The 24,922-nt window shown below is 66.9% G+C and carries 20 protein-coding genes; 6 read left to right on the forward strand and 14 right to left on the reverse strand.

Annotated features, from left to right (window positions below):
- Window position 1: 1 nt before the first annotated feature.
- The 14 genes from AAW51_RS21360 to AAW51_RS21430 all read right to left on the reverse strand — a co-directional run bounded on the left by AAW51_RS21360 (window position 2) and on the right by AAW51_RS21430 (window position 17,642).
- Window positions 2–862: a MinD/ParA family ATP-binding protein gene (locus tag AAW51_RS21360; RefSeq protein ID WP_047196217.1), complete on the reverse strand. Its 861-nt coding sequence runs from the start codon at window positions 860–862 to the stop codon at window positions 2–4.
- On the reverse strand, window positions 855–2,501 hold the full coding sequence (gene flhF, locus AAW51_RS21365; RefSeq protein ID WP_047196218.1) for a flagellar biosynthesis protein FlhF: 1,647 nt from the start codon (window positions 2,499–2,501) through the stop codon (window positions 855–857). The genes AAW51_RS21360 and flhF overlap by 8 nt, the downstream gene beginning before the upstream one ends.
- Window positions 2,498–4,582, reverse strand: coding sequence for a flagellar biosynthesis protein FlhA (gene flhA / locus AAW51_RS21370; protein ID WP_047196219.1), 2,085 nt, complete (start codon window positions 4,580–4,582; stop codon window positions 2,498–2,500). The genes flhF and flhA overlap by 4 nt, the downstream gene beginning before the upstream one ends.
- On the reverse strand, window positions 4,582–5,775 hold the full coding sequence (locus AAW51_RS21375; protein WP_047196220.1) for an EscU/YscU/HrcU family type III secretion system export apparatus switch protein: 1,194 nt from the start codon (window positions 5,773–5,775) through the stop codon (window positions 4,582–4,584). Before AAW51_RS21375 ends, flhA begins: the two co-directional genes overlap by 1 nt.
- A 1,432-nt stretch (window positions 5,776–7,207) precedes the next feature.
- Window positions 7,208–7,825 carry a protein phosphatase CheZ gene (locus AAW51_RS21380; protein WP_047196221.1) on the reverse strand — a complete coding sequence of 206 codons (618 nt, stop codon included), beginning with the start codon at window positions 7,823–7,825 and terminating at the stop codon, window positions 7,208–7,210.
- Between the two features lie 20 nt (window positions 7,826–7,845).
- The gene (gene cheY / locus AAW51_RS21385) at window positions 7,846–8,238 is read right to left on the reverse strand and encodes a chemotaxis response regulator CheY (RefSeq protein WP_047196222.1); all 393 of its coding nucleotides are present in this window, start codon (window positions 8,236–8,238) and stop codon (window positions 7,846–7,848) included.
- Between the two features lie 71 nt (window positions 8,239–8,309).
- Window positions 8,310–9,290 (reverse strand): flagellar motor protein MotB, encoded by a 981-nt coding sequence (motB, locus tag AAW51_RS21390; RefSeq protein WP_047196223.1) that lies wholly within the window; start codon window positions 9,288–9,290, stop codon window positions 8,310–8,312.
- An 18-nt stretch (window positions 9,291–9,308) separates the two neighbouring features.
- Complete coding sequence (gene motA / locus AAW51_RS21395) at window positions 9,309–10,172, reverse strand: flagellar motor stator protein MotA (RefSeq protein WP_047196224.1); 864 nt, start codon at window positions 10,170–10,172, stop codon at window positions 9,309–9,311.
- A 293-nt stretch (window positions 10,173–10,465) separates the two neighbouring features.
- A complete protein-coding gene (locus tag AAW51_RS21400) occupies window positions 10,466–11,239 on the reverse strand; it encodes a flagellar brake protein (RefSeq protein ID WP_047198145.1) in 774 nt (257 codons plus the stop codon).
- 34 nt (window positions 11,240–11,273) lie between these two features.
- Window positions 11,274–11,576, reverse strand: a complete 303-nt coding sequence (locus AAW51_RS21405) for a flagellar protein FliT (RefSeq protein ID WP_047196225.1) — start codon at window positions 11,574–11,576, stop codon at window positions 11,274–11,276.
- Between the two features lie 62 nt (window positions 11,577–11,638).
- The gene (fliS, locus tag AAW51_RS21410; RefSeq protein ID WP_047196226.1) at window positions 11,639–12,043 is read right to left on the reverse strand and encodes a flagellar export chaperone FliS; all 405 of its coding nucleotides are present in this window, start codon (window positions 12,041–12,043) and stop codon (window positions 11,639–11,641) included.
- A gap of 217 nt (window positions 12,044–12,260) precedes the next feature.
- Window positions 12,261–13,685 carry a flagellar filament capping protein FliD gene (gene fliD / locus AAW51_RS21415; protein WP_047196227.1) on the reverse strand — a complete coding sequence of 475 codons (1,425 nt, stop codon included), beginning with the start codon at window positions 13,683–13,685 and terminating at the stop codon, window positions 12,261–12,263.
- 134 nt (window positions 13,686–13,819) lie between these two features.
- Window positions 13,820–15,022 (reverse strand): flagellin N-terminal helical domain-containing protein, encoded by a 1,203-nt coding sequence (locus AAW51_RS21420; RefSeq protein ID WP_047196228.1) that lies wholly within the window; start codon window positions 15,020–15,022, stop codon window positions 13,820–13,822.
- A gap of 1,420 nt (window positions 15,023–16,442) precedes the next feature.
- Window positions 16,443–17,642 (reverse strand): flagellin, encoded by a 1,200-nt coding sequence (locus tag AAW51_RS21430; RefSeq protein WP_047196230.1) that lies wholly within the window; start codon window positions 17,640–17,642, stop codon window positions 16,443–16,445.
- 390 nt (window positions 17,643–18,032) lie between these two features.
- Here AAW51_RS21430 and AAW51_RS28465 point away from each other — a divergent pair, with 390 nt between their 5' ends.
- From AAW51_RS28465 to AAW51_RS21460, 6 genes are all read left to right on the forward strand, one after another.
- The gene (locus AAW51_RS28465) at window positions 18,033–19,982 is read left to right on the forward strand and encodes an O-linked N-acetylglucosamine transferase, SPINDLY family protein (protein WP_053013834.1); all 1,950 of its coding nucleotides are present in this window, start codon (window positions 18,033–18,035) and stop codon (window positions 19,980–19,982) included.
- A gap of 59 nt (window positions 19,983–20,041) precedes the next feature.
- Window positions 20,042–20,815, forward strand: a complete 774-nt coding sequence (rfbF, locus tag AAW51_RS21440) for a glucose-1-phosphate cytidylyltransferase (RefSeq protein ID WP_047196231.1) — start codon at window positions 20,042–20,044, stop codon at window positions 20,813–20,815.
- Between the two features lie 110 nt (window positions 20,816–20,925).
- Window positions 20,926–22,035 (forward strand): CDP-glucose 4,6-dehydratase, encoded by a 1,110-nt coding sequence (rfbG, locus tag AAW51_RS21445; RefSeq protein WP_047196232.1) that lies wholly within the window; start codon window positions 20,926–20,928, stop codon window positions 22,033–22,035.
- The gene (gene rfbC, locus AAW51_RS21450; protein WP_238947661.1) at window positions 22,032–22,601 is read left to right on the forward strand and encodes a dTDP-4-dehydrorhamnose 3,5-epimerase; all 570 of its coding nucleotides are present in this window, start codon (window positions 22,032–22,034) and stop codon (window positions 22,599–22,601) included. The genes rfbG and rfbC overlap by 4 nt, the downstream gene beginning before the upstream one ends.
- Window positions 22,598–23,821 (forward strand): class I SAM-dependent methyltransferase, encoded by a 1,224-nt coding sequence (locus AAW51_RS21455; protein ID WP_047196234.1) that lies wholly within the window; start codon window positions 22,598–22,600, stop codon window positions 23,819–23,821. Before rfbC ends, AAW51_RS21455 begins: the two co-directional genes overlap by 4 nt.
- Window positions 23,818–24,921, forward strand: coding sequence for a DegT/DnrJ/EryC1/StrS family aminotransferase (locus tag AAW51_RS21460; RefSeq protein ID WP_047196235.1), 1,104 nt, complete (start codon window positions 23,818–23,820; stop codon window positions 24,919–24,921). The genes AAW51_RS21455 and AAW51_RS21460 overlap by 4 nt, the downstream gene beginning before the upstream one ends.
- Window position 24,922 lies beyond the last annotated feature (1 nt).

The following is a 24,922-nucleotide window of genomic DNA, read 5'->3' on the forward strand; positions in this document are numbered from 1 at the left end:
ATCAGTTGAACGCGTGGGTGACGGAGGTCGCGGCCGCCGAGGCGCCGCGATGGTGGTGGTGCTGCTGCTGGTGTGCGCGGGCGTCGGAGGACGGCATCGCCCCCCACGTCCCGTTCTCGCCGTCCTGCAACGAGAACGGCAGCGCATAGTGCAAAAGATTCATCGAGAGCTGGTGCAGCGCCTGCGCGAGCACATGTTCGTTGTCGTTGGCCGTGCTGGTCAGCGCCACCAGGTGCGCCTCACCGCCGAGAAAGTCGCTGACGCAGCGCACCAGTCGCAGTGCCGCGGGCGGCACGCCGATGGCCTGCTCGGTGGCGTCCATCACCACCGCGTGGTCGAGCAGCCCGCCGTATTGGGCGAGGATCTTGATCGACGCGTAGGCATGCTTCAGGCTCTGCGCGTCGTCGCCGGTGAACACCAGCGGCCGCACCCGGCGGTGGCCGAACAGCGCGCTCAACACCGCGGCGTCGGCATGGAAGACGATCACGTCGGCCGACGGCGCCGCTTCCCGCAGGGCCTCGAACAGCAAGGCAGAGCGACCTTCGCTCACCTCGGTGAAACGGGCCAGCGAACCGCCGGCCGCCAGCACCGAGGTATGGGTGTCGAATTCGTCGATCCACTGGCCGAGGTCGAGGTCGCGTGCGATCGCCGCGGCCACGTCCACGCCGGTGGTGTAGCGGCTGGCAACGCCGTCCACCACCAGGGTGTGCAGCCCTTGGGCCGCCAGGCCCTGGCACAGGCCTTCCAGCAGCACGTGGCTGCTGGTCGCGTAGGGGTTGGCGACCACCGGCAGCAAATGCACCGTGTGATGGGCGAACAAGCGGCGCAGGCCGTGGGCTTGGTCGAAACCGCGCTCAAGCATGGGCGCCCCCGCCGATGTTGTGTTGCTGCACCGCGGCGCTGCGCTGCGGCGGTGCGGTAAACACCAAATTCACGTCGTCGCTGTCGAGCCGGTAGGCCGAGCTGCCGCCGCCGCGCAAGGCGCGGTGCACCAGCGCGTGGGACGACATGCGGTGCCAGTCTTCGGGCACACGCTGGCCGTTGGCCACGCCGAGCACCTTGAGCTTGTGGCGGATCATCGCGTCGAGTGCCGGGCCCAGCTTGACGGCCTCGTCGAGCTTGGACAGCACCACACCCTTGCACTGGTTGGCACGGTAGGCCAGCAGCACGTCTTCGATGGTCTCGCCTTGCGACGCGGCGTTCACCACCAGCAGGCGCTGGATGCTGCGATGGCCGACCATCTCGAGCAACTCTTGGGTGCGGCTGTCGCGCTGGGCGATGCCGGCGGTGTCGATCAACACCATCTTCTTGGCCGAGAGCAGGTCGAGCAGGTCTTCCAGCGCCGGGCGGTCGTGGGCGGTGTGCACCGCACAGCCGATGATGCGGCCATAGGCCCGCAGCTGCTCGTGCGCACCGACACGGTAGGCGTCGAGCGTGATCAGGCCGAGGTTGGACGCGCCGTACTTGGCCGCGAAGGCCGCCGCCAGCTTGGCGGTGGTGGTGGTCTTGCCGACGCCGGTGGAGCCCACCATCGCGTAGACGCCGCCTTGATCTTCCAGCGCCGGTTCGGCTTCGCCGGTCAGCAGGTTGCGTTGCAGCACGCTGGCGACCCAGGCGTCCAGGTCGGCCACGTCGGCCGGCGTGCCGGCAGCGAGCTTGCGGATCAGGGCCGGCGAGAAGCTGCAATCGAGCAGCTTCTGCGTCAGCTTGGCCTGATGCGGGTTGCGTTGCAGCTTTTCCATGAAGGCCAGCGCACCGAAGCGCTCTTCGATCAGGCCTTTCATCTGGCGCAGCTCGTTGAGCATGGTGCGCTGTTCGTGGTCGGCCTGGCTGGCGAGCGCCGGCATCACGGGGGCAGCGGCCTGCACGGCGGCCGGGGCATGCCAGGCGGCGTCGTCGTGCAGCGACAAGGCACCAGCGCCGTAGTGGCTGTCATCGGCCAGCAGCGCGCGCTGCGTTTGCTTCGGCTGATGCTGCTGTGCGGATTCGGCGGCGATGCGCTCGGCCTGACGCAATGCGGCGCGCTCGGCCAGGCGCTGTTCGAGCGGCAGCGGTGCGGCGCTGGCCGCGGGGGCTGCGGCGCGCGGCAGGGCTGCCGGCGTCGGAGCGGCTTGCTGCTGCGGCTGCTGCGCGGCCTGGCGGCGCTTGAGCATGCGCTCGCGCACATAGTCCTGGAACGACAGCGTGCTCATCGCCAGCTGTTCGACGTCGCCATCCACCGGCGCACGCGGCGCAGCGGCGGCTTGCGGCTCGGCCGGCATCGCGGCGGCGCGGCGCGCAGGCGCTGCTGCAGCCGGCAGACGCGGCGTCGCGGCGGGGGCGGCAGCTGCGGTCGACTGGAACTTCTCGATCGCCGCCACGCTGTCCGGCGCCATCGCCAGCACTTCGACCCCTTCGGCGCAGGGCCGGGTCGACAGGATCACGGCCTCGTCGCCGAAGGCCTGGCGCACTTGCACGAGTGCGTCGCGCGAGGTGCGCGCGACAAAGCGCTTGACGTTCATGCGTGGGCTCCGATGATCGAACCGATGCGGATCGTGTGGGTTTCAGGAATTTCGCTGTGGCCGAGCACGCTCAGGCGGGGCGCGGCGCGCTTCAGCAGCCGGGCCATCGGGGCGCGGATCATGTCGGGTACCAGCAAACAGGCGGGCACGCCCAGGTCTTCCTGCTTCTTCGAGGCCTGCGCGGCCGACTTGGTCAGCGTTTCGGCCACGCCCGGGTCGAGCGCCGCGCCGTGCGGCGACAACAGGGCCTGGGTGATCAGGCGCTCCAGCTCGGGCTCGATCGCAATCACGTCGAGCTCCTTGGCCGGGCCGTAGATTTGCTGGACGATCGCCGGGGCCAGGCTGATGCGCACGCGCTTGGCCAGTTCACCCGGGTCGGTGATCGTGGCGCCATGTTCGGCAAGCGATTCGACGATGGTGCGCATGTCGCGGATATGGACCGATTCTTCGAGCAGCAGCTGCAGCACGCGCTGGAGCGTCGCGACGCCGACCATCTTCGGCACCACGTCTTCCATCAGTTGCGGGGCAAGCTTCGTCACGTGTTCCACCAGTTGCTGTGTTTCGCTGCGGCCGAGCAACTTGGCCGCTTGAACTTGCATCAAGTGTGAAAGATGGGTGGCCACCACGGTCGAGGAATCAACAACCGTAAATCCGGCCATTTGCGCGCTTTCTTTCTGGCGCTCCTCAATCCACACGGCGGGCAGCCCGAAGGCCGGATCGGTGGTCTGCGTGCCGATCAGCGGCGTGTTGGCGTGGCCCGGGTTGATCGCCAGGAACATGCCGGGGAAGCACTCACCTTCGCCGATCACCGCGCCGCGCAAGGTGATGCGGTACACGCTCGGCTTGAGTTCGAGGTTGTCGCGGATGTGCACCGCCGGCGGCAAGAAGCCGACGTCCTGGGCGAACTTGCGCCGCACGCCCTTGATGCGCGCCAGCAGATCGCCCTGGCGCTCCTTGTCGACCAGCTGGATCAGCCGGTAGCCCACCTCCAGGCCCAGCGTGTCCACGGGCTGCAGGTCGTCCCAGCTCGCCTCGGCGTTCGGGTTGGCGGCGGGCGCGGGCGGTGCCAGCTCGGCTTGGTGTTTGGCCTTTTCGTTGCGCCGGTGCATCCACCACGCGCCGTAGCCGAAAGCGCCGGCAATCCCCAGAAACGTGAAATGCGGCATGCCCGGGATCACGCCAAGGAAGCCGATGATGGCGCCGGTCAGCCCCAGCACGCGCGGCGTGTTGAACAGCTGCCGCATGATCTGGCTGCCGACGTCCTGGTCCTTGCCGACGCGCGACACCACCATGGCCGACGCGATCGAGATCAGCAGGGCCGGAATCTGCGCCACCAGCGCATCACCGACGGCCAGCAGGATGTAGCTGTCGGCCGCCTGGCCGATGCCCAGCCCGTGCTGCACCATGCCGACGATCAAGCCGCCGATGATGTTGATCACCAGGATCAGGATGCCGGCCACCGCGTCGCCGCGCACGAATTTCGACGCACCGTCCATCGAGCCGAAAAATTCCGCCTCGTCGCCCACTTCGGCACGGCGTCGCTTGGCTTCCTTCTCGTCGATCAGGCCGGCGTTCAAATCGGCGTCGATCGCCATCTGCTTGCCGGGCATCGCGTCCAACGTGAAGCGCGCGCTCACCTCGGCGATCCGCTCCGCGCCCTTGGTCACGACGATGAAGTTGATCACCACCAGGATCGCGAACACGATCAAGCCGACCGCGAAATTTCCGCCGATCAGGAAGTGGCCGAACGACTCGATCACCTGCCCCGCCGCGCCGGTGCCGGTGTGGCCTTCGAGCAGCACGACCCGGGTCGACGCGACGTTGAGCGACAGCCGCAGCATCGTGGTCAGCAGCAGCACCGCCGGGAAAGCCGCGAAGTCGAGCGGCCGCACCATGTAGGCCGACACCATCATGACCATCAGCGCGATGGCGATGTTGAAGGTGAACAGCATGTCGAGTGCGAACGGCGGCAATGGCAGCACCATCATCGCCAGGATCAGCACGACCACCAGCGGCGCGGCCAGCGCCTTGATCGGCAAGCCGCCGAGCACCGACTGGAACTGGCGCAGGGTCGGGTTCATCAGGCGGTCTCCTCGCGGTCGTTGTTGTTGTCGTCGTTGTCGTCGTCAGACAGCGTTTTGCCGTGGTGCGGGTCGAGTTCCACCGGCACGTTGAGTTCGGGCAGCGCACCGGGCATCGAGCCCCGGCCCGCCATCGCGGCGCGCAGTTGGTAGACGTAAGCGAGCACTTGCGCGACGGCGCTGTAGAGCGCCATCGGGATCTCGCGGTCGACCTCGGCGTGGGCGTAGAGCGCACGCGCCAGCATCGGGGCCTGCAGCACGGGCACCTTGTGGTCGCGCGCCAGGTCGCGGATCTGCATCGCGAGCAGGTCGGCGCCTTTGGCCACCACCCGCGGCGCGGCCATCTTGCCTTCTTCGTACTTGAGCGCGACGGCGTAGTGGGTCGGGTTCATCACGACCAGGTCGGCGCGCGGCACCGCGGCCATCATGCGGCGGTTGGCGGCCTCGCGCATGCGGGCGCGCATCTTGGCCTTGACTTCCTGGTTGCCCTCGCTCTCCTTGTGCTCCTGCTTGGCTTCCTGGTGCGACATCTTCAGCTGCTTCATCAGCTTGTGCCGCTGCAGCGGGATGTCGATCAGCGCCACCACGCCGAGCGCCAGCAGCATCAGGCCAAGGCCGCCCAGCAGCAGCTGGCTCAGCTCGGCGACGGCAGCTGGCAAGGCCATGCTCAGCGCGTTCTGGAACGCGCCGATCTTCTGATAGAGATAGGCGCCGCCGATGCTGCCGATCAGCAAGGCCATGCCGCAGGCCTTCAAGGCTTCCATCAGCTGGTCCTTGGAGACGATGCGCGGCAGCCCGGTGATCGGGTTGAGCTTGGAGAACTTGGGCGACAGCGGCTTCATGGTCCAGTTCCAGCCGCCCGAGGCGAGGCTGCCGCCGACCGTGACGAAAGTCATGATCACGCCGATGGGCAGCACCACCCACAGGAATTTCAGCGCCGCGACGCTGAGCCTCTCGCCCATCTGGGCGCCGGAGGCCACGTCGGCGACGGCGAAACGCAGGCCGCTGGCCAGGATCTCTTGCATCCAGCCCGACATCTTGCCGGCGCCGGCCGTCATCAGCGCGAGGCCGGCGGCGACGATCAGGAAATGGCCCAGCATCCGCGAGCGCGCGACCTGGCCCTCCTCCCGGGCCTTGCGGATCTTCCGCTCGGAGGCCGGTAGGTTGCGGTCTTGCTGGTCTTGTTGGGACATGGCGAGGGCAGGATTTGGGTCTCGCCATTGTCGAAATGGAGGCGGGTGAACTTAAGGGGGAATAGAGGGGGAAAGGGAGCCTGTCTTTGAGCCGGGGTGGCTGATGAGGAAGGATGGGGAGCGCCAGGGGTGAGGCAGGTGAGAACTTTTGCTCGCCGCCTGCCACTCCTGGGCTGAACTGCGGATTTGTTCACTCCTGCCCTGCCGCCGTGTCTCGTTTCCCGGGGTGGAGCCGCGTGCCGAGTACGCGATCTGGGCGGCCGCGATGGGGGACTTTCAGACACGGCGCGCGTAGCGGGCAGAACTGGAGCAGGCCTGGAAGCACTGGCCGCGACATGCGCGTTCGCTACACCAGCCGGTGTTCAGGCGGGTGGATGAGGCGTTGAAGGCGGCGGCGTTGAAGGGTTGAGGGAGTGGCGGGTTTGCTCTTGTGGAGGATTTCGCGCTTGCTGAGGTTGTATTCGCCCCGTTGGGGCGATCGCCCTGCGGGCGAGTGCCGGGATGTGCGCCCGGCGGCGCACCTACCTTTCTTGTCTCGCCAAGAAAGGTAGGCCAAAGAAGGCGACCCTAATCCTCGCCCCCGGCTGCGCCGGGGGTGCCTTGCGCTGCTCGGGGCGGGCGGGAAGGGCCTCAAACTCGCCCTTCGGGCTCAGACAGTCGGCCCTTCTTTTTCCGCCCACCCCTGCGCTGCTCAGCTCGTCATAAGGGGACCCGTTCACCAGTCAGACGACCCACTCCCCCACCCTCTCCCCGAGGGAGAGGGGGTCAACCAGCGGGGTTTTGGCGTTGGCCTCAACCTTGGCGTGCGGCGCACCTCGCTGTGCTCGTGCTCGGACTGGGATCGCGATCGGCAGGGCTAGTGCTTCGCCCAGATTTCTAGCGGCTTGCCATCGATGTCCCCCGCCCGCACCAGTCCTCCGCGATCCTCTTCCGCAGGAAGAGGCAGCCTTTCCAGGCGATGCGCAGCGAGCCGCGCCTCTCCCCCTCCCGTGTGCGGCGTCGAGGAGCGCAGCGACGGGAAGGTTGCCCCGCGCGCAGCGCGGGGTCGGCGAGGACTGTCTGAGCTCCGTTTGAAGAGCGCGCAGGCGCTCTTCAAAAAGGGCGAGTTCCGCAGCCGCCTTCCCGTCGCGAGCACCGCAGAGCACCCCTTCGCGCAGCGAAGGGGCGCCGCACCCGGGTCGCCTTTCTTTGCCTACTTTCTTTGGCGACGCAAAGAAAGTAGGTGCGCCGCCGGGCGCACATCCCGGCACCGCCCGAAGGGCGCTCGCCCCGCAGGGGCGATACCAGGCAACGCCAACTAACCAACTAACCAACTAACCAACTAACCAACTAACCAACTAACCAACCAGAAAACCAGAAAACCACAAACACCAAAAAAAACGCCCCGCGGTCCCCCGCGAGGCGTTTTCCCCTCTCCCCTGACCTTCGAGGGTCAGAATCCTAAGCTTGCCAGCAGGTCATCCACCTGCTCCTGGTTGGCCACCACATCGGTGCGTCCTTCCGGATTCACCACCGGCCCGTTCAGGAAGGTCTGCTCGACCTTGTGCACCTGGTCCTGCGGCGCCGTCTGCAGCAGCAGCTTCACCAGTTGATCTTCAATGTCGGCCGCCAGCTTCACGACCTTGGCCACCACCTGGCCGGTCAGGTCGTGGAAGTCCTGCGCCATCATGATGTCGGTCAGATGCTGGTCCACGCGCGCCGTCGCCGATTCGACATCGCCGACGAAATTCAGCACGTCGCCGCGAGCCACCGCCTTCACGGGGTCAGCCACGATGGCGGCGCCGATACGGCGCGTCTCCGATGCGATGTGCGACTGCTCGGCCTTCGCCTTGTCGACCAGGTTCAGCACCTTCTCGGCCGCCTCGCCGGTCTTCTCGGCGATGTAGGTCAAGCGGCTGCGGGCGTCGGGCAGGCTGTCAGTGATCTCACCGAGCTTGGGCATGAAGCCGAGCTGGGCCAGGGTGTCGTGCAACTGGCGCGTCATCTCGCCGAGCTGCTGGAATACCTCGGGCGACGTCGTGCCGCGGGAAGGGGTGGTGTTGTTGTCCATCTTCGTCACCGGCCTTTCTCTCACTTGCCCAGCTTCTGCATGATCTTGACGACCTTCTCTTCCAAGGTCGCCTTGGTGAAGGGCTTCACGATGTAGCCGGCCGCGCCGTCTTGCGCCGCACGCACGATGTCTTCCTTGCGGGCCTCGGCGGTCACCATCAGCACCGGCAGATGCTTCAGCGAGTCATCCGCCTTGATCGACGCCAGCAGATCGAAGCCGTTCATGTTGGGCATGTTGATGTCGCTGACGACAAAGTCGAACTTGCCGTTCTTGAGCATCTGCAGCGCCACGGCCCCGTCTTCGGCCTCCTCGGCGTTGTTGTAGCCGATCTCCTTCAACAGCCCCCGCACGATGCGGCGCATGGTGGAGAAGTCATCGACGATGAGGAACTTCATGTCGGGAGGGGTACTCATGAGTTTTGTCCTTCAGGAGATATTCGTAGTGCGTGCGCGCTTGCTTGCTTGCGTGCGTGCGTTCCTGTGGCTTATCGGGTGCCCAGGCGCGAACTTGAGGAGATGCCGTCCGCCGGCTGTGGTGTATGCAACGAGAGTCCGACCTCGGCCGCGGTGCCGACTCCGACGTCACCCTCACCGTCGCGCTCGAAGAAGCGGTCCTCGGCATCACGGTTCATCACGATGATGCTGATGCGTCGGTTCATCGGGTCGGTCGGGTTCTCTTTGTCGAGCAAGGAGCTCGACGCCAGGCCCAGCACCCGCACCACCTGGCCTTCGCTGAGGCCACCGGCCACCAGCTCGCGCCGCGATGCATTGGCCCGGTCGGCCGAGAGCTCCCAGTTGCTGTAGCCGCGTTCGCCACGGCTGTATGGCGTGGCATCGGTGTGCCCGGCCAGCGTGATGCGGTTGTTGGTCTGGCTCAACACCTTGCCGATCTCCCGCAGGATCTCGCGCATGTAGTCCTTCACCAGCGCACTGCCCGAATCGAACATCGGCCGGTTCTGGTCGTCGACGATCTGGATCCGCAAACCTTCATGCGTGATGTCCAGCCGGATCTGCGATCGGAACGCCTGCAGCTGCGGGTTGTTGGCGAGCGCCGTCTCGATGCTGCGCTTCAGGCTCTCCAGACGCGCCGCCTCGGCCTTGCGCGCCTGTTCCTTCAGCGCTTGCAGGTTGACGGTCTTGCGCTTGGCCTCGATGTCGCCGCCCTTGACCTGGCCGTTGGCGCGCGACAAGTCAGTGCCGCCACCCTTGATCACATGCGACGAGTCGCCCGAGCCGCTGCCGCCGCCCAGCAATGCCACCTTCAGCGGCGAGTTGAAGTAGTCGGCGATACCTTTACGGTCGCCCTCGGTGGTCGACCCGAGCAGCCACATCAGCAGGAAGAACGCCATCATCGCCGTCACGAAGTCGGCATACGCGATCTTCCAGGCGCCGCCATGGTGCGCATGGCCGCCCTTCTTGATGCGCTTGATGATGATGGGCTGAAGTTTCTTCGAATCGCCTGCCATAGGGCCTCCGCGGTCGGCTTACGCCTTCTTGCCCTTCACATGGCCTTCCAGCTCAATGAAGCTGGGGCGTTCGGTCGAGTACAGCACCTTGCGGCCGAACTCCACCGCCACCTGCGGCGCATAACCCTGCATGCTCGCCAGCAGCGTGGTCTTGATGCACTGCAGTTCCTTGGTGTCTTCGTCGTTCTTCTGCTCCAGCAGGCCGGCGAGCGGCTCGACAATGCCGTAGGCGAGCAGAATGCCCAGAAAGGTCCCGACCAGCGCCGAGCCGATCATGGCACCGAGCACCGGCGGCGGCTGGCCAACCGAGCCCATCGTGTTCACCACCCCCAGCACCGCGGCGACGATGCCGAAGGCCGGCAAGCCGCCCGCAACCCGCGTGAGTGCCGCCACCGCCTGATGCGACTCGTGGTGATGGGTCTCGATTTCGCTGTCCATCAGCGCCTCGATCTCGTGCGCGTTGAGGTTGCCCGACACCATCATGCGCAGGTAGTCGGTGATGAACTCCACCACGTGGTGGTCGCTGCCCACCGTCGCATGCTTCTTGAACACCGGCGACTCATGGGGCGTTTCCACGTCTTTCTCGATCGACATCAGGCCTTCCTTGCGGGCCTTCTGCAGAATCTCGTAGAGCAACGCCATCAGCTCCATGTAGCGAGCCTTGCTGTACTTCGAGCCCTTCAACAGCTTGGGGATGGAGGCGAGTGTGGCCTTCAGCACCTTGGTCTGGTTGTTGACGATGAAGGCGCCGGCGGCGCCGCCGCCGATCACCATCAACTCGGTCGGCAGGGCGGACAGGATCACCCCCATGTTGCCACCGTGGATGATGAAGCCGCCGAAGATGCAGCCGAGCGCAACGACGTAGCCGATGATGACGAACATAGGGGCGTTGTTGTTTCGGGAAGAAGGAACTGTGGCTGATGCTGCTGCTGCTGTTGTTGCGCTCGTGCGAACGCGACCGCTGCGCGGGCCATCATCAGCCAGGCATTGGGAGGTTTATCGGCGACGCGTGCGGCATCTTGAGGGACTGCCGCCGCCCGGCAAAGCCTGAAAAGCCGGGTAAAGCCGGCGCATGTGTCTGCCTCGGGTGGGCGGCAGGGCCACCACAGCAACAAGAAGGCGCCCCTCGGGGCGCCTCGTCGTGTCTTGCTGCGTCGCTCGTCGGCCGTGGCCGGTCAAGCGTCGTCGAGCGCCATCAGACGGCGGCGCTTTTGCGTCTGGTCGATGTAGCGCTGCAGCGACCGCAGCGCTTCACCGTTCAGGTTCTCGAGTTCGCAGCCGATGCGCATGCCCTTGCTGTTGTCGAGCATCGAACTCGCGTGTGCGACGCGCAAGGTGGCGTTGAAGCGGGTCTCTGCGTCCAGTTCCACCGACACCTGGCCGATCTGCGTGCCGGGTTCGACGACGGGGACGTTCTCGGGGATGAACAGCGCGATGCCGCCGATGCTGACGTCCAGCACGCGCAGCTCCAGCCGCATCTCGGCGATCGCCGGGTGACGGAAACTGGCCACGGGGGGGCTGTTGAGCAGCGGCCGCACGCGGAAACTGGTGCGCCGCTGGAAGCGGAACAGTTCGTCCGGCAGCACGCAGTTCAACGTGGTGGCGGCGGTCTGGCCCGCATGCACTTGCACCAGGCCTTCGACGTCGAACTGGATCTTGATGCTGTCGAGGTAGGCCACCGCGACGGCGTCGCCGGCATCCAGCACCCGCTGCAACTGCGGGTCCAGCCGGTCGGCGCTGAAGCGCATCACGCCCTTGTCCGGCTCGACCTCCCACACGTTGGTGGTGTAGCAGGCGCCTTCGGGCGTCGCGATCGTCACCAGCGCGCGTTGCTGCACGAGCTGCTGCAGCAGGGTGGCGATCTCGAAGCGGCCGGTGATGCGAAAGTCGTCGAGCTTCGCAGCGTCTTCGGCCTGATCGTGAGCCTGCGGGTTCGAGGGCGTCGCCATGGCGTGGTGGAACATCCGACTGGGCGTGGTCGCCTCAGTGCACCATCTTCGGCGAGCCGGCCAGCAGACGGTCGAGGTCTTCCAGCCACGGCTCCGCGAGATTGCGGATCTGCGCGTCGTTCAGCAGGATGCGCTGCATGATCTTGGTCTTGCGGCGTGCTTCCTCGGGTTGCAGGTCACGGTTGGCAGCGGCGTGCTTGAGCTGGGAGATCAGCACGGCACAAGCGCCTTCGAGCTTGACCACACGGTCCCAGTCGCCGTCGCGGGCGGCCTGCAGCATGTCTTCGCTGGCTTGCTCGATGGCTTCGTAGTAGCCCAGTAGCGCCTTGTCTTCCATCGCCATCTCCAACTTGGACAGGGTGGCCGTTCTCGCTGTGGTCGTCATCGGTGCTGCCTCTCTCAAGCGGCGTTCTGTTGGGGCGTCTGCATCCGCGTCCAGGCATCACGCAGGCCGGACAACAGGTCGTGGCATTCCTGCAGCGCTGCGTCGTCGTTGCGCAGATTCGCGTGCGTCAGGCGGCCATTGATGTAGACGTAGAGGTTGTTCAGGTTGCTGGCCAACTCGCCACCCGCCGGGTTCAGGCCGCCACGCAGCCCCTCCTCGACGATGCGCACGGCTTTGCCGATGCTGTGGCCCTTGGCCTCGATGTCCTGGCGTTGCAAGGCGCCGCGGGCCGTGGCGATGGCGCTCAAGGCGCCGTCGAACAGCATCAGCACCAGGGCATGCGGATCGGCGGTGGAAACGCTGGTCTCGACCTGGACGCGCCCGTAGGCGCTGGCTTGGCTTCTGAACGGTGCAAACATGGTGTTGTGCTCGTGTGTTGAACCTGTCAGAAGAGTTATCGGCGGCCTGTCTGTGCAACTTGAACGGATTTTGTCGTTTCGGAGTGCAACGCAAAGCTCGAAAAGGCGGGTCTAGGGCCCTTTGATGGGGCGCTGCTTTGCTGCCCGTTCGGGGCCCGGCGGGCCTGCTGCTGCTGCACCGCAGCACCGGTAGCGCCCGCGCCGGGTTGTGAGGGCGTCAGTTGTTGTTGCCGGAATTCTTCGCCAACGCCGCCATCTGCTGCGACACGTAGCTGTTCAGGCCGTTCAGCTTGCTCATCGTCGTGTCGAGCGCGCCGTACTGGCGCAGCAGGCGCTGTTGCACCAGGGCGACGCGGTCTTCCATCTTGGCCTGCTGCTCGTCGTTGCGTTTGATGCTGTTACGCAACGCTTCGCTGCGCGCGGCCACCAGGCCGTCGCTGTCGAGCAACGAGGTGGTCAGCGCCTTGAGGCGCACGCCGAAGCCGTCTTGCGCAGTGCCTTCCACGTCGTTCGAGAAGGCCTTGCCGAGCTCGTCCAGCTTGCCCATCGCGTCGGAAAACTTGCCCTCGTCGAGCTTGAGCGTGCCGTCGCGCTGCATCTCCAGGCCGATGTCCGACAGCCGCCCGAAGACGCTCGAGGCACTGCTCGACTGCGTGACCGCTGCGCGCAACTGGCTTTGCAGCGAGAGCGACGAGCGGTCGCCCTGCAGCGCGCCGGCCACCTTGGTCTCTTCGTCGTATTTCGTTTGGGTCGAGATGTACTTGCTGATGTCGTTGTAGGCCTTGACGAAGTCGTCGACGGCCTTACGCATCGCCTCGGTGTCGGTGCCGACGCTGATGCGCACCGGCGTCGTGGTGACCTTGGCCGCAGTGAACTTCAGGCCCTCGGCCGCGCCATCGAAGGTGTTGGTCGACGAGGTCAGCTCGACACCATCCACCGTGGCCAGGGCGTTCTTGGCGGCCTGCTTCTGCGCCATCTGGGTGCCGCCCGCGGGGGGGTCGAAGCTCAGCGCCTGCAGCGACGCGTCGCCGGTGCTGGTGATGCGCACCGCGTTCTCGGCACCGGTGGCAGTGGAGCGCAGCGCCAGGCGCGCGCCGGATGCGTCGGTGACGATCGATGCGGTCACGCCGGCGTTGGCGGCGTTGATCTTGTCGCGCACCTGCTCGAGCGTGTCTTCGCCGGGGGCGATGACGACGTCCACCGAGGTGGCGCCCGACTTGGGCGTGAAGCTGGTCAGGCCGGCGTCCCAGGCACCGAGTTCGATTTTCAGGGTGCCGGCGCCGACGTTCGACGTCTTGCTGGCGAAGGCCGACGAGGCGAGGGTTTGCGTCTGCGCGAGCTGCGACACCTGGACGTTGTAGCTGCCGCTGGCCGGTGTGCCGGTCGTGGCGACGGTGACCGCGGTCGCGTCGGCGGTGGTCGCCTTGGTCTGGGTCCAGAGTTTGGCGTTCGTGAGCCGGCCCACGGCGTCCTGCACGTTGACCGTGTAGCTTTGCATCAGTCCGAACGCCGACAGCTTGGACTGCAGCGTCGTCTTTTGTGTCGCCAGCTGCTCGATCGGCCGACGTTCCAGCGAGACCAGCTGCTCGACGATGCTGTTGACGTCGAGACCGCTGCCGAGGCCGAGTGACGTGATCGCCATGGACAGACTCCTTCAGTGTCGTATTCGTATCGGCACGTGCGCGCGGAACTTGAGCGCCGAAACAAGCGCGGCCCACCAGGGTTTCCCCGGGCGGGCCGACGGGCGGGCCGGCGCGTGGCCGGCGGGCATCTGCATCAGCCCTGCAGCAGCTTCAGCACCTGCTGCGGCAGCTGGTTGGCCTGCGCCACCATCGCGGTGCCGGCCTGCTGCAGGATCTGGGCGCGCGACATGTTGGCCGTCTCGGCCGCGAAGTCGGCGTCCATGATCCGGCCGCGGGCGGCGGCGGTGTTCTCGGACTGGATCTGGATGTTGGACACCGCGTTCTCGAAGCGGCTCTGCACGGCACCCAGCGTCGCCCGGGCCTCGTTGATCTGGTCGAGCGAGTCGTCGATCTGCTTCAGCGCCAGCCAGGCGTCTTCGACCGTCTCGATCGACAGTTCGTCGATGCCGGCGGTAGAGGTCGCGTCGCTGTTGGTGATCGCCGGGGTGGTGGTCAGGCCGGTGGTGGCGGTCGCAAAACCGGCCAGCGTCACGGCCACCGCGCTGCCGTCGGCATCCAGGTTGGACGAGCGCAGCTGCACCGTGTACTGGCCGTCGTCTTCCTGCTGCAGGAAGGCGGCGACGCCGGTATCGGAGGTGCGGCGGTTGATCGCTTCGACCACTTGGCCCATGCGCTCGGCGCCGGTGCGGGCGACGGCCAGGTCGCCCAGCGTGAAGGCCTCGGTGCCGACCGTGACGACCAGAGAGCCGTCGGTGATGGCCCCCAGATCGGTGATGGCCGAGGCGTCGATGTCGGCTTCGCTGGCCTCGCCGTAAACCACCTTGGACAGGCCGTCGGCGGACGCGTCGGTCAGCGCGGCGATGGTGATGCTTTCGCCGGAGTTGGCGCCGACCTGGAAGGTGGCAGCCGAGAACGAGCCGTCCAGCAGCTTCTGGCCGTTGAAGGCGGTCTGCTTGGCGACGCGGTTGATTTCATCGCGCAGCTGGCTGACTTCGGCCTGCAGCGCCTTGCGGTCGTCGGTGCTGTTGGTGGCGTTGGCCGACTGCACGGCGAGTTCGCGCATCCGCTGCAGCATGTCGCTGACCTTGCCCAGCGCGCCTTCGGCGACCTGAGCCAGCGAGATGCCGTCGTTGGCGTTGCGGGCCGCGACGTTGAGGCCACGCACCTGCGTGCTCATGCGCTCGGCGATGGCCAGACCGGCCGCGTCGTCCTTGGCGCTGTTGACGCGCAGGCCGGAAGACAGGCGCTGCATCGAGGTGGACAGCGAGCTCTGCGACGAGTTCAGGTTTCGCTGAGCGGTCAGCGAAGCAATGTTCGTGTTGATCGTTTGGGGCATGGCAGCTCTCCTTGAGAACCAGGATCAAGATCCGGCTCTTGGCGCCGGGACTACCGCTTTCGGTTCCGTCATTTTTCGGTAAGTGGGGGGGAGGTAAAAGCTGGAAAAGGCGGGGAGAAAGGGGGTTGTTTTGAGCTGAGGGTGGGGGTCGGGACTGGCGGCTGGCGGCTGGCGGCTGGCGGCTGGCGGCTGGCGGCTGGCGGCTGGCGGCTGGCGGCTGGCGGCTGGCGGGCGGCGGGCGGCGGGCGGCGGGCGGCGGGCCGGGGAGAGGATTGGCGGGCGTTGCGTGTTGTCGCCCCGTTGGGGCGATCGCCCTGCGGGCGAGTGCCGGGATGTGCGCCCGGCAGCGCAGTACCTTTTCTTTGCTTGCCCAAAGAAAAGGCACCAAAAGAAAGGGCACCCTAATCCTCGCCCCCGGCTGCGCCGGGGGTGCCTTGCGCTGCTCGGGGCGGGCGGGAAGGGCCTCAAACTCGCCCTGCGGGCTCAGACAGTCGGCCCTTCTTTTTCCGCCCACCCCTGCGCTGCTCAGCTCGTCATAAGGGGACCCGTTTACCAGTCAGACGACCCACTCCCCCACCCTCTCCCCGAGGGAGAGGGAGTCAACCAGCAAGGTTTCGGGCGTTGGCCTAAGGCTCGGGGTGCGGCGCACTTCGCGGTGCTCGTGCTCGTGCTCGTGCTCGTGCTCGTGCTCGTGCTCGTGCTCGTGCTTGGGCTTGGGCTTGGGCTTGGGCTTGGGCTTGGGCTTGGGTTCGGGTTCGGGTTCGGGCTGCGATCTTGTTCGGCCGGGCCAGCGCCTCGCCTGGATTTCTCCGGCTCGATGTCGAGCTTCAGCCACCGATAACCCCACCCGCACGAGTCCCCCGCGATCCTCTTCCGCAGGAAGAGGCAGCCTTTCCAGGCGATGCGCAGCGAGCCGCGCCTCTCCCCCTCCCGTGTGCGGCGTCGAGGAGCGCAGCGACGGGAAGGTTGCCCCGCGCGCAGCGCGGGGTCGGCGAGGACTGTCTGAGCTCCGTTTGAAGAGCGCGTAGGCGCTCTTCAAAAAGGGCGAGTTCCGCAGCCGCCTTCCCGTCGCGAGCACCGCAGAGCACCCCTTCGCGCAGCGAAGGGGCGCCGCACCCGGGTCGCCTTTCTTTGCCTACTTTCTTTGGCGAAGCAAAGAAAGTAGGTGCGCTGCCGGGCGCACATCCCGGCACTCGCCCGCAGGGCGATCGCCCCACAGGGGCGACAACACGCACCGCCAACCAGCCAGCCAGCCAGCCAGCCAGCCAGCCAGCCAGCCAGCCAGCCAGCCAGCCAGCCAGCCAGCCAGCCAGCCAGCCAGCCAGCCAGCCAGCCAGCCAGCCAAAAAAAAAGCCCGGCAGAGCCGGGCTTTTTGTCGCGAAGCAGCCCCCCTCGAGAGGAAGGCCACCCAGCGGGACGCTTACCGAAGCAGCGACAGCACTTGCTGGGGCAGCTGGTTGGCCTGAGCCACCATCGCCGTACCGGCTTGTTGCAGGATCTGCGCCTTCGACATGTTGGCGGTTTCCTGGGCGAAGTCGGCATCCACGATCCGGCCGCGAGCCGCCGAGGTGTTCTCGGTCTGGATCTGGATGTTGGACACAGCGTTCTCGAAGCGGCTCTGGACGGCACCCAGCGAGGCACGGGCATCGTTGATCTGCTTCAGCGAATCGTCGATCTGCTTCATCGCCAGCCAGGCGTCTTCCACCGTCTCGATCGACAGCTCGTCGATACCAGCCGAAGAGGTGGAATCGTCGTTGGCGATCGTGGCAGCGGTCGTGATGCCGGTGGTCGCCGTGGCGAAACCGGTCAGCGACACCGCCACGGCGCTGCCGTCGGCGTCCAGCTTGGACGAACGCAGCTCGATGCTGTATTCGCCGTCGTCTTCTTCCTTCAGGAAGGCCGTCACGCCGGTGTCGGCGGTGCGGCGGTTCAGCGCTTCGACCACTTGGCCCAGGCGCTCTTCACCGGTGCGGGCCACTTTCAGGTCGGCCAGGGTGTAGGCGGTGCCGTCGACCGTGATCGACAGCGAACCGTCGGTGATCTCGGCCAGGTCGGTGATGTCAGCAGCGTCGATGTCGGTTTCGCTGGCGGAACCGTAGACCACCTTGGACAGGCCTTCGGCCGACGAGTTGGTCACAGCGGCGATCGTGATGTTTTCGCCGGAGTTGGAGCCAACTTGGAAGTTCGCGGCAGAGAACGAACCGTCGAGCAGCTTCTTGCCGTTGAAGGTCGTGTTCTTGGCGACACGGTCGATTTCGTCACGCAGCTGGCCGACTTCGGCCTGCAGGGCCTTGCGGTCGTCGTCGCTGTTGGTGGCGTTGGCCGACTGCACGGCCAGTTCGCGCATCCGCTGCAGCATGTCGCTGACCTTGCCCAGCGCGCCTTCAGCGGTCTGAGCCAGGGAGATGCCGTCGTTGGCGTTGCGGGCAGCCACGTTCAGGCCGCGGGTCTGAGCGTTCATGCGCTCGGCGATGGCCAGGCCGGCAGCATCGTCCTTCGCGCTGTTCACACGCAGGCCGGAAGACAGGCGCTGCATGGCGGTGCCGAGCGTGCCTTGCGACGCATTCAGGTTGCGCTGGGCGGTCAGCGACGCCACATTGGTGTTGATGGTCATTGCCATGGTGTAACTCCTAGTCGTTTGATGAACTCCCGGCGAGGACGCCGGCTTTGCCTCGGCTGCCAGGATCGCTCCTGTCAACCGCGCCGGTCCAAGACCAGCTGCGCCCGGCGGCAGTCATCAGGGAACCCGAGGTTTCGGTTGTGTCGGTTCTCTGTCGTCTGTTCCGGACCACGAGACGTGAAGTTCATGTCCCGTTGCAAGCAATATCGGGCCGCTGCAGAACGAACTTAAGAGCTTTTTGCGGACCCGGTACACCAAAAAGTGCGCGCTCGGGGGACTCGCTATCGCGAAATGCAGGGAAACCAGCGACCTTATTCACGCATCGCCCCCGACGGGCCGCGGATAGATTTCATGGGGTCACGATCACGCACGCCTGCAGGACACCCCGAGATGCCCCCGAGCCCAAGCCAGCGCCAGTCCACCCCGGCCGCAGTAGCGAAGCACTACGAGCAGTCGCGCCGCCGCGCCTACCAGTCGGTGCTGTCCGGCGCCTGGCAGCAGGCCGCGTCCACGCTGGCCGAGCTGGCCCATGACCGCCGCTTCGGCCTCAAGGACTGGACCACGCTCGCCACGGCCCACTACCGCCTGGGCCAGTTCGAAGAAATGGCCCAGGCTGCACGCCGCGCGCTCGAACTAGAGCCCGACGATTTCAAGGCGGCGCATCTGTTGACGATGGCGCTGATCGAGCAGCACCGCTTTGCCGAAGCCCTGCCCTATTTCCAGCGGCATGCGAGCGGCCCGGCACGCCAGCACTACCACTTCGTCACCAACCACGCCATCACGCTGGCCCAACTCGGTCGCCCGGCCGAAGCGGTGCATGCCTACCTGGAAGCGGTGGTGCAGCAGCCCGCCGACCCGGCCATCCACATGCGGCTGGGCCTGGCCTTCAAGGCCCTCAAGATGTATGAGCAGTCGGCCGAGAGTTTTCTCACGGCCCATGTGCTCGACCCGAAACGTTTCGCCGCGCAGCTGATGGTGCTGCACATGCGGCAGTACGCATGCGTCTGGGAAGGCTTCGACGCGGCCCGCCAAGAGATCGTGAAATCGCTCACGGACATGGACGTGCGCGCCGGCGGCACGCAAGGTGAAGGCGCCGTGTGGTCGCTGACCGCCATCGAGACGCCCCCCGAGCTGTTCAGAAAAGCGACCGAGCAGGTGGCCGTGAAATGTGCCACGGGTGTCGTGCCGCTGCCGCGCAACCGCGTGCCGGCCGAGGGCGAACGCCGCATCCGCATCGGCTACGTCTCGTCCGACTTCCACAGCCACGCCACCACCTTGCTGATGGTCGAGGCGCTCGAACGGCGCGACACCGAGCGCTTCGAGATCACGCTGTATTCGCACGGCAAGGACGACGGCAGCGTGGTGCTGCGCCGGGTGCGCAGCGCCTGCGAGCACTTCGTCGACATGACCGGCATGTCCGAGGAGCAGATGGCGCGGCGCATCCACGCCGACGGCATCGACATCCTGGTCGACCTGAAGGGCCACACCCATGGCAACCGGATGCGGCTGTTTGCCTACCGGCCCGCGCCGCTGCAAGTGGCCTTCCTCGGCTTCCCCGGCACCTGCGGCGCCGACTACATCGACTACATCGTCGGCGACCGGATCGTGACGCCGCTCGAACATGCCGAGTGGTACAGCGAGAAGATCGCCCAGCTGCCCCACAGCTACCAGCCCAACGACAGCCGCCGCGCCCGTCCGGCGCCCGACAGCCGGGCCCGCTGGGGCTTCAGCGAAGACACGCTGGTGCTGGGCAATTTCAACCAGAGCTTCAAGCTCTCGCCCGACACCTTCGACGCCTGGGTCCGCATCCTCAAGGCGGTGCCGAACAGCGTGCTGTGGCTGCTGGCCGACAACCCCCAGGCCATGCACAACCTGAAGCACGAGGCCGAAGCGCGCGGCCTCGACCCGGCCCGCCTGGTGTTCGCGCCGCGTGTCGGCGTCGAGCCGCACCTGGCGCGCCTGCCGGTGGCCGACCTGATGCTCGACAACTGGCCCTGCAATGCCCACACGACGGCAAGCGACGCCTTGTGGATGGGCGTGCCGCTGGTGACGCTGATGGGCGACAGCTTCGCCTCGCGCGTCGCGGGCAGCCTGCTGCATGCGGTGGGGCTGGGCGAGCTGGTGTGCACCAGCGTCGAGCAATACGAGGCGCTGGTGATCGAGCTGCTCAACGACCGACCCCGCCTGCAGGCGCTGCGCCAGCACCTCGACGCCGGCCGCACCGCCTTTCCGCTGTTCGACGGCGCGCGCTTTGCCGGTGATCTGGAGCAGCTGTACCTGCGCATGGCCGACCTCGAACGCCGCGGTCTGCCGCCTCAAGCGCTGCCCGCGGCCGTCTGAGCCGTCTGTCTGCCCACCCACCTGTTGTCGACCCACTTCCCCGAACGGTACCCACCCCCATGAAAGCAGTCATCCTCGCAGGCGGCCTCGGCACCCGGTTGGCCGAAGAAACCTCGGTGCGGCCGAAACCCATGGTCGAGGTGGGCGGCCGCCCGGTGCTGTGGCACATCCTCAAGCTGTACTCGCACCACGGCATCAATGACTTCATCGTCTGCCTGGGCTACAAGGGCTATGTCGTGAAGGAGTACTTCGCGAACTACTTCCTGCACATGTCAGACGTCACCTTCGACCTCGCCAACAACCGCATGGAGGTGTGCCACCGCCATTGCGAACCCTGGCGCGTCACGCTGGTCGACACGGGCGAGCAGACGCAAACGGGTGGGCGGCTGCGGCGCGTCAAGGACTATCTCGACGACGACGAGCCGTTCTGCTTCACGTATGGCGACGGCCTGGCGGACGTCAACGTGAGCGAGCTGATCGCCTTCCACAAGGAGCAGAAGCGCACCGCCACCGTCACCGCGGTGCAGCCCCCGGGCCGCTTCGGTGCGCTGGACATCCAGGACAAGCGCATCACCCGCTTCGAGGAAAAACCGCAGGGCGACGGCAGCTGGATCAACGGCGGCTTTTTCGTGCTGCAGCCCGAGGCGGTCGACTATGTTGACAGCGACCGTACCGTGTGGGAACGCGAACCGCTCGAGCGCCTGGCGCGTGACGGACAGCTCGCCGCTTACACCCACAAAGGCTTCTGGCAGCCGATGGACACCCTGCGCGACAAGCTCAAGCTCGAAGACTTGTGGCAGAACGACGAGGCGCCCTGGAAGGTGTGGGCATGAGCCCCGCTCGGCCGTCCGAAGGGGCTCGCACCGGAGTGCGGCAGCACGGAGGTTATCCACTGACCCCCGCCCGGCCGCCCGAAGGGGCGCGCGCCGCAGGAGGCCAACCCATGAGCATTCCCTGGCTGGGCGGCTTGTTCGGCAACGTCTACGCCGGCCGCCGCGTGCTGGTCACCGGCCATACCGGCTTCAAGGGCTCTTGGCTGGCCTATTGGCTCCATGCGATGGGCGCGCGCGTGTTCGGGCTGGCCTTGCCGCCCGATGCCGAGCCGGCGCACCTGCCGCTGCTGGGCTTGCAACTCGAGGAGGCCCTGGTCGATTTGCGCGACGCCGCGGCGGTCACCGACGCGGTGCGCCGCTTCGAGCCCGAGGTGGTGTTCCACCTGGCGGCACAGCCGCTGGTGCGGCGCAGCTACCGCGAGCCGCGGGCGACCTTCGACACCAATGTGATGGGGCTCGTGAACTTGCTGGAAGCGGTGCGGGCGATGCCGAGCGTGCGTGTCGTCGTCAACGCCACCACCGACAAGTGCTACCAGAACCTCAACACGCCGCGCGGCTACCAGGAGGGCGACGCCCTCGGCGGCCACGACCCCTACAGCGCCTCGAAAGCCTGCGCCGAGATCGTCTCGGCGAGCTACCGCGCCAGCTTTCTGGCGCAGGATGAGGGCCGCGGCCATGCGGTGGCGCTGGCCACCGCGCGCGCCGGCAACGTGATCGGCGGCGGCGACTGGTCGGAGGACCGGCTGATCCCGGACCTGGCGCGCGCCGCGATGCAAGGCCGCGTCACCGCCATCCGCCATCCGGGCGCCACCCGCCCGTGGCAGCATGTGCTGGAGCCGCTGTCGGGCTATCTGCTGCTGGGCCAGCGGCTGCTGGCCGATCCCGCCGCCTGCGCCGAGGCCTGGAACTTCGGACCCGATGCCGAGGGGCATCTGAGCGTCGGCGAGGTCGTATCCCGCTTCGCAGACGCATGGCCTGCTGTGCAGCATCAACTCGACAGCGCCCCGCAGCCGCACGAGGCCGCCCTGCTGCATCTCGACTGCCGCAAGGCGCATGACCGCCTCGGCTGGCGCCCGGTGTGGGAGGCCGGCACGATGCTTGCGCGTACCGCCGCGTGGTACCGCGGCTGGCACGACAGCGGCCGGGTCGCGACCTGCCACGATCTTCAGCAGTACGTGGCCGACGCCCGGCGCGCCGGCCTGGAGTGGGCGAGCCGATGACGATGGACCTGAGGCCGGCGCCGCTGCCCGGCATGTGGGTGGTGCACACGCAGGCACGCTGCGACGAGCGCGGCAGTTTCGCACGTGTGTTTTGCGCCGCAGACTGCGCCCGCATCCGACCCGACCTCCGTTTTGTCCAGGTGAACCACTCGGTCACCGCCCGCCGTGGCACCGTGCGCGGATTGCATCTGCAGCGCGCCCCTCATGCCGAGGCCAAGCTGATCCGCTGCCTGCGCGGCCGCGTCTACGACGTCGCGGTCGACCTGCGACCGCACTCGCCCACTTATGGCCGCTGGCACGCGGTGGAGTTGTCCGAGCACAACGGTGTGCAGGTCTTCATTCCCGAGGGTTGCGCCCACGGTTTTCAGGCCCTCGATGACGACGCTCACCTGCTGTACCAGCACACGGCACCGCATGCGCCCGGCAGCGAAGCCGGCGTGCGCCACGACGACCGCGACCTCGCCATCGCCTGGCCGCTGCCGGCGGCCCTGCTGTCGCCGCGCGACGCCGCCCTGCCGTCGTTGGCCGAGTGGACACGCCAGTGCCAGGAAGGAGCCTTGTCTTGAAGTGCCGCCACTGCCAGGCCGCGCTGCACGACGTCTTCATCGACCTCGGTGCGGCCCCGCCGTCCAATGCCTTTCTACGGCCGGAAGACCTGGCGCAGCCGGAGACCTACTTCCCGCTCAAGGTCTACACCTGCGCGGCCTGCCACCTGGTGCAGGTGGACGAGGTGCAGCGCCACGACGCCTTGTTCTCCAATGACTATGTCTACTTCTCGTCGTACTCGCGCAGCTGGCTCGCCCATGCGCGCGCCTATGTCGAGCAGGCGACGCAGCGGCTGGGCCTGGGCCCGAACTCGCTGGTGATGGAAGTCGCGTCGAACGACGGGTATTTGCTGCAATACGTGCAGGAGCGCGGCATCCCTTGCGTCGGCGTCGAGCCGACGGCGAGCACCGCCGACGTCGCGCGCGGCAAGGGCATCGAGACGATCGGCGAGTTTTTCGGTGCGGCCTTCGCGCAGCGCTTCGCGGCCGAGCGCCGCCGCGTGGACCTGGTGCTGGGCAACAACGTGCTCGCCCATGTGCCCAACATCAACGACTTTGTCGCCGGCCTGCGCGACGTGTTGGCACCCGGCGGCACGGTCACCGTCGAATTTCCACATCTGTTGCAACTCGTGCAACAGTGCCAGTTCGACACTGTCTATCACGAGCATTTCTCGTACTTGTCCTTCCACACCGTGCAGCGCATCTTTGCCGCGCACGGGCTCACCGTGTGGGACGTCGAAGACTTGTCCACCCACGGCGGCTCGTTGCGCGTGTGGGCGCAGCACCGCGACCACAGCCGGCCGGTCGGTGCGTCGGTGGCGGCCATGCTGCAGCGCGAAACCGATGCCGGCATGCTGCAGCCCGCGTTCTACCGCGGCCTGCAGGCGCAGGCCGACCGCATCAAGAACGACTTGCTCGCCTTCCTGATCGAGCAGAAGCGAGCCGGCCGCCGCGTGGCGGCATACGGCGCCGCCGCCAAGGGCAACACCTTGCTCAACTACGCCGGCGTACGGCCCGATCTGCTGCCCTATGTGGTCGATGCGTCGCCCCACAAGCAAGGCCGCTACCTGCCGGGCTCGCGCATCCCGGTGGTGGCCGAGTCGCACCTGCGCGAGCACCGGCCCGACGTGGTGCTGATCCTGCCGTGGAATCTGCGCGACGAGATCGTCGCCCAGCTCGGCTACATCGCTACCTGGGGCGGTCGTGTCGCGACCGCCGTGCCCCACCTGCAGTTGACATGAACCGCATCCACTACACCAAGCCGTCGATCACCGAGCTGGAGGTCGAATACGTCACCGACGCGGCCCGCAACGGCTGGGGTGAACGTTGCTACGAGTACATCCACCGTTTCGAAGCCGGTTTCGCGGCCCACCTGGGGGTGCCCCATGCGATCGCGACGTCCAGCTGCACCGGGGCGATGCACATGGGCCTGGCAGCGCTGGGCATCGGGGCCGGCGACGAGGTGATCCTGGCCGACATCAACTGGATCGCGACGGTGGCGCCGGTGTGCCACCTGGGTGCCAAACCGGTGTTCGTCGACGTTCTGCCCGACACCTGGTGCATCGATCCGGTCAAGGTCGAGGCTGCCATCACGCCGCGCACCAAGGCGATCATCGCCACCCACCTGTACGGCAACCTGTGCGACATGGTGGCCCTGCTCGCCATCGGCCACCGCCACGGCATCCCCATCGTCGAAGACGCCGCCGAGGCGATCGGCTCGCGCTGGCTGATGCGCCGCGCCGGCTCGATGGGCACTTTCGGCACCTTCTCGTTCCATGGCACCAAGACCATGACCACCGGTGAAGGCGGCATGTTCGTGACCCACGACGAAGCGCTTTACGAACGTGTGCTGTGCCTCAGCAACCACGGCCGCTCGTCCAGCCAGCCGCGCCAATTCTGGCCCGACATGCTCGGCTTCAAGTACAAGATGAGCAATTTGCAGGCGGCGGTGGGCTGTGCGCAGGTCGAACGGTTGGACGAGTTGATCGCGGCGAAACGCGCGGTCTTCCATGCCTATGCAGAGCGGCTGTCGCACCTGCCCTTGCGGATGAACCCGCAGCCCGATGGCACCTACAACGGCTACTGGATGCCCAGCATCGTCGTGGACGAAGGGGTGGCGTTCGACCGCGAGGCGCTGCTGGCCGACTTCAAGGCCCAGCACATCGACGGCCGGGTGTTCTTCTGGCCGCTGAGCATGCTGCCGATGTTCGAGCCTTGCCCGGCCAACACCGTGAGCTACGGCCTCTATGGGCGGGCGTGCAACCTGCCGAGTTACCACGACCTGGGCGAGCCCGAGATCGACCGCGTGTGCGCGGTGGTGGAGCGCCATGTCCGGGCCTGAA

The sequence above is a fragment of the Caldimonas brevitalea genome (genome assembly GCF_001017435.1).
GTDB lineage: Bacteria > Pseudomonadota > Gammaproteobacteria > Burkholderiales > Burkholderiaceae_C > Caldimonas > Caldimonas brevitalea.